The organism is Marinagarivorans sp. (assembly GCF_982758155.1).
The window spans coordinates 1-8,520 of the sequence record NZ_CEXWTU010000212.1 but is presented as its reverse complement, the minus strand read 5'-3'; the positions used below and the strand labels follow the sequence as shown (position 1 = coordinate 8,520).

Below are 8,520 nucleotides of genomic sequence, written 5' to 3'. Positions count from 1 at the left end.
ATCACCACGTTCAACCTGCGGGTTACCCGTTAGGGCTATCTCAACACCGTTAACCGAAAAATACTGATAAGACGCGATATTGCGGATAATCCCCGACACGACTGCAGACTCCAACGGCACATCATCAAGACTTAACGTCACCGAAATATTTATCGCCTTTGTGGCCAATAAATAATGCGGCTCATTTTCGGGCTCAATCAACTCACCTTCAAACAAGACAATATCGCCATCCGCAATACTTGGTATATCAGCAACATTAGAGTAGTCCACCCAAATTTCACCAATATAGGCCCGCATATTGTCATCTGTCGCTTTAACGTGGCCACGAATAACCGCAAGTTCGGGGCGCTTGCTCAAGGCTATACGGGTTGCAACAACCTGACTGTCACCCAGCCAACCACTGACCGTAACATTACGACCCCACAGCGCCTCATCATTCAAATCGCTACCAATTACAGTATCCGCATCGATGGTTACGTTTTGCCCGAACATTGAGAACGTTCCGAGATCAGCATCGTAATTTTCTATACGACCATTCAATACCGGGTCGAAAAACACATCTTTTGCATAGAGCACCCCCTCCAAGGTATAGCCCGTTACCGCAACCATGTCTCCGACCTCGAAGGAATCTTCAAAGGCCGGCTCGCCGTGGCGATAAAAGTGCGCGCGGGAAGTATCGTAGTGCTCGCCGTGAACAATGATACTGCCGAAACCGTTAATCGTGCCTTGCGCGGCCACGGTAATATCAGGGTCAGGCACTGGCGGTAATTCTGGTTGCTCTGGCGCGGGTGCCACAGGGTCGACTGGCGCGCCGCTACCATCTATTCCGGCCACCTCATCCCCGCCACCACTGCCGCAAGCGGCCAGGGCAAAACATAAGGCCAGTGAGGCAAGTAAGCGCCATACGATCGAAAACTGCTGCCGATACCTATTCGTCATGCTCTTCTACCTGTAAATCTTGCTCTTCGGTGTCGCTTTTGGCCGTCAGCTGTTTCGCTTTTTTAGCCGTATTATTTTTCTTATTTTTCTGCTGTGTATATTGGATCATATAAGCACCTACGCCCATACGCACAAGGTCATCCCGCGGCTCGCCATCCTCTTCAACCACGCATTCATGTTCGGTAAGCCAAGCATCTACACGTTCCAATAACTCCTGCCCTTGCAGCTCTACAAAGCGCTCAAACGCGGCCGCTTGCTTGGCAGGAATAGCATTATTGCTGGCCCTGCGTTCAAAGCGTGGACGGGCGCGCTTCTCTTTACCCACCACATAAAGGTTATGGAACATCGTATTCAAAATTTCACTAGAAACCGCACTGGCACGCAATAACGATTCAGGATTATTATTCGCAGGCACATAAAAGCGCTTCAATACACGAAGGTCGCCGCTACTTACCTTCTCTACACAGCCACTGCCAATTAACTCTTTCAAAATAGTGCTAACAGGAATATCACCGCCGTAAAGTTTCACTAAACCAGGGAAGCTCAAACGTTCGGATTCGATATCGGGCGCTAGAGTGAGGGGCTCACCAGCATCACTTAAATAGTTGGCATCTTGGTGCCAAGCACTCAGGATTCGGGTTAGGCGGTCTTGCGCGTTCTGGGTTTCTGCAACGGGGTCACTCTGCTCTAGCGCATCTTTAACGCGCTTAACCTCTTTACGGTCAATACCCGTCATCGTCGCTATGCGAGACATATTCGTAGGCCGCCCCTGCAAACCAAAATCGTTCGCGCACACCTCCACAAACTCAGCTTTAGCCAGTTTACAAAACTCGCTATAAGTTACGCCGTTGTGAATAAGCACTCGAACAACCGGCCGAATCATCGTTCGGGCGGCAGACAAAATGAGCTGTTTAATGTTGTTGGAATTCATGTGGGAAATATTACCCCAAATAATAGTTAGCCAGTAACTATATTGTTCAATTTATGATCAAAATCACACGTAATAACGCTTATTGTGAGTGCAACCCCTACTTTTGTTAAGTCTTTATGTCACATTGCAAAAACTATCTCGCAGTTTTAAAGGACGAGGCAATAATAGTTTATCCAACTAGGCGAAGAGATCGACTTTCTTATCGAGGCGCTTAAAGGGGCGCATGCCGGGGCCTATAGGACATAGGTCAGTAGGGTAACGCATGGAGCAGCTACCGAGGCATGTACGCTTTGAGCAACGAAGGTAAGGAGGTCGATTCAAGTATTAGCGGATGAAATATTGTTTCCTCGTCCCTAATACTGCGTACTACAAAAAATGACACATAGTTACAAATAAGAATACTCACCTCCCCAACCCTTAAAGGCGCACATTTTCAGCCACGAAAGACTCGGCGGGAATATGTCGTGTCACTCAAATCAACATCTAGATCACACTTTCAGACAAAATAATGACGCCGAAAAAAACATCAGCAGCTCATTTTTAGGCGCTTTAGGTATTAGCTGCTCCCTTCAGCACTAAATAACGCCATTGCCAGACTTTGTTTATATATAGCCTCACTTTACTTTCGCCTAGGCCCACTCTTTGTCTAATGTTTCATTAAAGGCCGTCTGGAGTATGAACGGCCAGCGCAGTCGTGCACAAACAAGGAGCCACCCGTGAAAACACATACAATGCTTGGGCAAGCCAGCCACCAAACACCCCATTACCGTTTTACAGCACTCCTTATCGCTGGGTTATTCGCGGTTATAACGGCACCCCGCGCGCAGGCCGGCGGCAACCTTTTGAACCACTCTCAAGCTTTTACTACAGGACAAAGCGCAAATCACCTCGCTCTATTTAGCGGCATCAACAACCCAGCCATGGGCGAGCTAATGATTGCACCCGATGAAAAGTTTCGCATGAGCTATTTCTTTAGCCTTTCAAGCAGTACGGAGTTCGGGCAGGTCGATAACTTCGTTGATGACATCGACGAACTCATCGACATTCTAGATGACCCCAATAACGCGCAAGAAGATAGCGTAAACGATACCCTTAACCGCTTTAATGGCGTTATTGCGCAAGCCGGCGAAGATGGTTACCTAAAAACTACCGCCGGCAGCTATATACCGCCACTCCCCCTTTACTGGCGCCCCAGTTTTTTGCCGGGCGCCCTTATGTTTGAATTGAATATTGAAAGCCAAATTAACCTTAGCGTTTTGGCCGACGAACTTATTTACGACGATAGTAAAACCACCTTTGCGACCAATACCTCCGCCTACATTAAAAGCGGGCTACAAACAAAATTCGCGGTGGGCTACAGCCAGCTTTACGGCGAGAACCTTTGGGGCACCGAAGGTACGCAATTAATTTGGGGCGCCAAATTCAATATTTATGATTTGGAACTCAGTAAGCAAGTTATTTACCTCGACTCGATCGGAAACCAAGAAGTTGAAGATGTCGTCAAAGACGAATACAAAAATAACCGCATTCGATCAACCAGCATTGGCTTGGACTTTGGCGCAATATGGACCGCGCCCAACTACCGCATCGGCGCCTCGCTCACTAGCCTAAACGCTCCTTCTTTTGATTACGGCTCGGTGGGCGTTAATTGTGAGGAGCACTCCAGCGGCTCATCGCAAAACAGCTGCTTCGCCGCTCGCTACTTCGCAGACAAAGGCGACATCAGGACTTACGAAACCCACAAAAAGAACCCCGTTATCACAGTAGACGGCAGCTACTTTATCGCCAGTAACTGGCTAGCCTCAGCCTCTGTCGAGCTCACGAGCTACGACGATACCGTAGGCCAAGAGAACCAATGGTTTTCCGCCTCAACCAGCTACCATCCAAGTCGCTACTGGGTACCCGGTTTGCGCGGTAGTTATAGCAAAAATTTAGCCGGCTCAAAACTCAGCTACCTAGGCCTTGGCTTTACTTTTGGCGGTATCGTTAATTTGGACCTCAACCTGGCATTAGACGAAGTTGTTGTGGACGGCGATAAAGCCCCCCGCGGCCTGGGCTTTGCGCTGAGCTTTGAAGAGCGATTTTAAAACGATGTAACGCGAGCCCGAGCGATATCAACTAAAAGGTAGCCAGCCTCACCGCTGGCGCGACTCACCAAGAACAACGTGGTACGAGCTATGAAAATACAAAGTAAAGCTAAACACCTCACAGCAACGAGCCAACCCTTCTCGTTACCGCGCAAGCAGTTAACCACAGCCATAATACTCATCGGCTCCATAGCCTTAAGTGCTTGCGGCGGAAGCGGAAAGCAAGACCAAGGCTACGCCTCAACGAACAACCACGCTTTTAGCGGCGTTGCTATCGACGGGCATATTGCACGCTCTAAAGTCTTTATTGATACCAACAACAATGCCACCCGGGACCCATGGGAGCCCTATGCCTTTACTGACGATGAAGGCTACTACGGCTACAACCCCAATACCGACACCAACTATTGCGCCAGCGATGCAGAGCCCGAACAGCAACAGTACTGCCTTAACACCGCATCCTCATTCTCGAATGTCGTTATCCGCATTGACGGCGGTTACGACATACTCACAGGCGAACCCTTTATAGGCCAGCTAAGTCGTCGCATTGATGCACGCATTCCAGGCAATATTCAAAACACCATTATTTCGCCTATCACAACGCTACTCACGTCCATTAGCGACAGCACCGAAAGCACCAACGTTTTATCATCACTCGGTATTGAACCCGCCGACCTCGATGTGGACTATCTCAACGCCTTAGGTAACGGCGAGATCAATTCGTACCTACTAAACACCGCCATTAAAATTCATAAAACAGTCACGGTACTAAGCGACCGTATTGATGATAATTATGAAGCCATGCATGAAAATACCGGCATGCCCAATGACGCCAGCCAGTCCATTTATCAAAGCCTTGCCGCAAGCCTTGCCCAGCCAGAACAAAGCCTCGATTTAACACTCACGAATAACGAACAGCTTATTAGCATTATGGATAAAGCCGAAGACACCATTCGCGCAATCTATACCCAACGCGACGTTGCGCTACCAGCCGACATGGGCTCAATACAAGCCCCAGGTAAACACGCGCGCGCGGCACAATTAGCCGCGCAAGTCCCTCCTGTCGTTAACCGGTTATTGAATGTACTGGATATATCGATGGATCATGGCCAAGTGCTAGGCAATGCTCGCGCATTAGAAACCGTTGTCATTAAAGCCATTAACGAGCGTACTGAAAACGACACTTATATTGATAACGCTTTCAGCTTCTTTTTAGATGATAACAATGACTCGAAACTCGAAAGCCTTCGCGTTGCACTCAGCGATGACCAAGCCGATATTAACGCACTTGCTAGTAACGACTTTAGTGGCAGCGATTTCGAAACCGCACAAGACATCGCCAGCGCAGCACGTGTTCGTGATGATGCCAGCGCTTTCAGCCTTCTCGACAATAAACAACTTAAAATATCCGATTTAGACTTAGGTTTTGCACCCAGTAATCTAAATGATATTGAACTGGAATTGTATTTCACTGCCGGGGAATCAGGCCTGTCTGGTAGCATTATTGCTTGCGCAAAATATATTGATGGTGCAAGCCAAACACGTTTAGGCGAAGGTAATTTTCGCGGCGAAGTACTCAGTGGTTTTTGGAGCTTGCTCGGCGCCACAGAAGAGAAACCCAGCTCCTACAGTCTATTGCTAACCTTTGACTTTTTAGGCGCGAACTATCAGGCCATTATGAAGCCGGCAGGGGAAACAACGATCAGCGGAACAAGCTATCAACAAATTCGATTTGATTATGACGGTGAAATTAGAGTTTGGCATAGCCAAGCCGGCTTTGCCGATCAGACGCAGTCTACCCCTCAAAACGCCAACGACTGCGAACAGCGCTTACCTTCGCGCGTAGGGTTAAAAACACGAGCAGAACAAAACTAATAGGCATCACTCTTAAAGTCACCAACAAATAGATTAACAAGCCCAAGGATGGGCGGTGCGCTACTGCAGCCATCGCCCTAATGCCGCGAAGTAATTCGGGGGAAGTAGCCACCAACTACCGCATCAACAGCTTTAAAATAATCTTCGCGTTCTAAAAAATCATTGTAACTTAAATAATCTCTCCCTATTTCCCGCATGCTATTCAATATAACCCCTTGTGATTTTTTATCTACTGAAGCCATTACCTGGATATGAGAAATTTCATCGAGTAACGTCGATGCATCGAGCCAAGCGTTACTATCAACGCCCTCCCGTAGCCCTGTCGCCAATAATACATGGCGCCAACACCGGTCAATAAAATGTGACACTTCACCGATAGAGCACTGTTTTAATGCACCATCAACTAAACGCTCTACATGCTGAAAAATATTGGTGGCTCGCATTTTATGCTGCACACTCGATGTGCCCGACAAGCTACCCGACTCCAATTCCGGTGCCCCCATCTGAAAATCATTGGCGTTATTATTAGTGCCAAACTCCACATCAGAAAAATCATGACTATCTCGTGTCGAACTCCCCCCTCGATCCAATGGCTCTTTATCAAAAGAGTCACCGTGACGAGACAGCGAAGCCATACTGTAGCCTGCGTTATGATCGAGGTTAAAAACGGCTAGCTCTTCACTAACATATTTTAACGTGCGACATAAATAGGGCTCTGGTTTACTCAGGCGATCGATAATCTGTTCAAAGGTGCTATTTTTCTGTAAAAACAAACTCGGCTCAAGCTCCGCTAAACTGTATAACTCTTGCAGCACTTGATCCAGCATGTGCGACTTTTCATCCAAGCTATCACAACTATCCCGAACATAACAAAGTAAAGCGGCATACAGGTTTTGAAACAATGCGCACAAACTGGCAGTGTTAGTTTTCGCTGACAAATTTGAAGTATAAAAACGATGAATATATTGCGTTAACCCCTTAATCTCATTTCGCACTACAGGTTCATCAACAGCACAATCATCACTCGCGCCCTCGGGCACGTAGCCTTTAAGCACATCCGCTAAGGTGCCGTAAAACAGCCCAATACTTAACCCCAAACGATTAATAAAGGCATAACATAACGCACTGCCAATTTTGTGATCTAAGTTACTTTTTAAAACCGCCGCGACGACGTAGGCCATTATGGTACGCGGGTCAAAAGAAAACGTATTAAAAGATGAAGTCGCTTTTAACTGTTGCTGGATTACGAACAATGATGTGGCGCACGACTCGGTACACCGCCTAACCAAGGCCGCCTCCAACGTATCTAAAAATTCAACACCGTGTGATTTTTCACTCCAACAGGAGGCATCGCACACCTCATCAACAACGCTAACACAACCTAAAAAATCATTGGTCAAGGCAGCTAAAAAATAGTCTTTTAGATTTAAAAGCACCTGACGATTCCCGCGCTCGGTCACGGGAAGGTCTTGCCAGCACAACGTTAATGTACGACCAAAAAAAGCACAGCAATAATCAATAATAGCTCCATCCAATGGCCGAATACTCTCTTGCGGTGCAGGCATATAACCTCCTAACCTAGTGGGTACTATTTAAAGCGCGCCGCAGAAAACACTACAGCTCCGTAACTGGCATCCCTTATCCGCCCGGTGAAAATAGCGCATACAGCGCACGCCATTAACGTAAGGCCCCTAATGAAATGAAGGACTATGGTTTCATTAGTAAAAAATTTAAACACTCGACCAGCCAGAAAACCTTGACTCAAGTCATAGAAGAAACCGGCATAAGTGCACAATAACCATAAAGATTGAGCGATTAAGCCATACACCATACAAATAGTGCGTACAGCCTTTCACGCAGTTAAAAATGCGTTAATTTTCGACAAAACTCAGTACGATACTTGCATTTAGACGGTATTCGTTATCGAATACCTTCCGCCACTCATTACCCCGCGACGCCATGAACCTTAAGAAGCTAAAACTTGCCGAGAAAAATTTCATGTCTGCCTATCCGGGAGGCTTTACTCACCCCGAAATGGTTGCGGTTGGGAAAAAGCACAACGTCAATAAATTGTCTGATTTTTGCCAAACCGCTTTAGCCGAAGATAAGTTCAACCAACGCGATGAACTACTCGACAACTGGATTAAGGTCATCAGCCGCTCATCGATGATCTCTCTTTTTGAGAAACCCAAGTTTAGATCATTTGTTAACATACAGGTGGGCGCAGAGCGAACAGCCTTAGCGGATAGCCTCTACGAAATATTACATGGCAATGCGTACAAAGGATTTGCACTACAAGTCGAGCTATTAAAGCGGGATAAAATAGCGAAATGGTCGCTCATCTCGGCAGCCCCAGCCTACTATCGGCTGCAAGATGAAGTCTTCGTCAAGCCCACAACCGCCAAAGGCGTGGTCGCACACTTCGAGCTAGAAGGGCTGCACTACAAGCCAACCCCTAGCTGGGATTTCTACCAACGCTACCGCGATGCGGTGCTTGAAATGAAACAGCATGTCGATCCCTCTCTCGCCCCCAACAACCCTGCTTTTAGTGGCTTTTTAATGATGGCGATGCCTAAAAAAGATGACGGCTAAGGGCGTGCACGGAATAAATTGCTGGAATTTGGGTTTTTGGGTGCTTGCTTGACGAAGCGAAAATAGGGCGTAATAGCCGGCTATTGCAAATATTTT

The 8,520-nt window shown here is 47.3% G+C and carries 6 protein-coding genes; 3 read left to right on the top strand and 3 right to left on the bottom strand.

Going from position 1 to position 8,520, the window contains the following annotated elements:
• Positions 1–939: DUF5666 domain-containing protein (locus AC3A8L_RS17375; RefSeq protein WP_487963541.1), on the bottom strand; the 939-nt coding region annotated here is incomplete at its 3' end.
• Positions 929–1,870 (bottom strand): DUF6502 family protein, encoded by a 942-nt coding sequence (locus AC3A8L_RS17370; RefSeq protein ID WP_487963540.1) that lies wholly within the window; start codon positions 1,868–1,870, stop codon positions 929–931. The genes AC3A8L_RS17370 and AC3A8L_RS17375, both read right to left, overlap by 11 nt.
• A 716-nt stretch (positions 1,871–2,586) precedes the next feature.
• Here AC3A8L_RS17370 and AC3A8L_RS17365 point away from each other — a divergent pair.
• Both AC3A8L_RS17365 and AC3A8L_RS17360 read left to right on the top strand, forming a co-directional pair.
• Positions 2,587–3,957 (top strand): conjugal transfer protein TraF, encoded by a 1,371-nt coding sequence (locus AC3A8L_RS17365; RefSeq protein ID WP_487963539.1) that lies wholly within the window; start codon positions 2,587–2,589, stop codon positions 3,955–3,957.
• A 90-nt stretch (positions 3,958–4,047) separates the two neighbouring features.
• On the top strand, positions 4,048–5,832 hold the full coding sequence (locus AC3A8L_RS17360; RefSeq protein WP_487963538.1) for a hypothetical protein: 1,785 nt from the start codon (positions 4,048–4,050) through the stop codon (positions 5,830–5,832).
• Positions 5,833–5,909: 77 nt separating this feature from the next.
• On the opposite strand, the gene AC3A8L_RS17355 is transcribed toward AC3A8L_RS17360, so the two are convergent.
• The gene (locus AC3A8L_RS17355) at positions 5,910–7,397 is read right to left on the bottom strand and encodes a hypothetical protein (protein WP_487963537.1); all 1,488 of its coding nucleotides are present in this window, start codon (positions 7,395–7,397) and stop codon (positions 5,910–5,912) included.
• A gap of 433 nt (positions 7,398–7,830) precedes the next feature.
• Here AC3A8L_RS17355 and AC3A8L_RS17350 point away from each other — a divergent pair, with 433 nt between their 5' ends.
• Positions 7,831–8,424, top strand: a complete 594-nt coding sequence (locus tag AC3A8L_RS17350) for a hypothetical protein (RefSeq protein ID WP_487963536.1) — start codon at positions 7,831–7,833, stop codon at positions 8,422–8,424.
• Positions 8,425–8,520: the final 96 nt, after the last annotated feature.

Coding starts and splice junctions, on each gene's coding strand:
- AC3A8L_RS17370 (WP_487963540.1), bottom strand. CDS start 1,870: ATGAATTCCAACAACATTAAACAGCTCATTTTGTCTGCCGCCCGAACG.
- AC3A8L_RS17360 (WP_487963538.1), top strand. CDS start 4,048: ATGAAAATACAAAGTAAAGCTAAACACCTCACAGCAACGAGCCAACCC.
- AC3A8L_RS17350 (WP_487963536.1), top strand. CDS start 7,831: ATGTCTGCCTATCCGGGAGGCTTTACTCACCCCGAAATGGTTGCGGTT.
- AC3A8L_RS17355 (WP_487963537.1), bottom strand. CDS start 7,397: ATGCCTGCACCGCAAGAGAGTATTCGGCCATTGGATGGAGCTATTATT.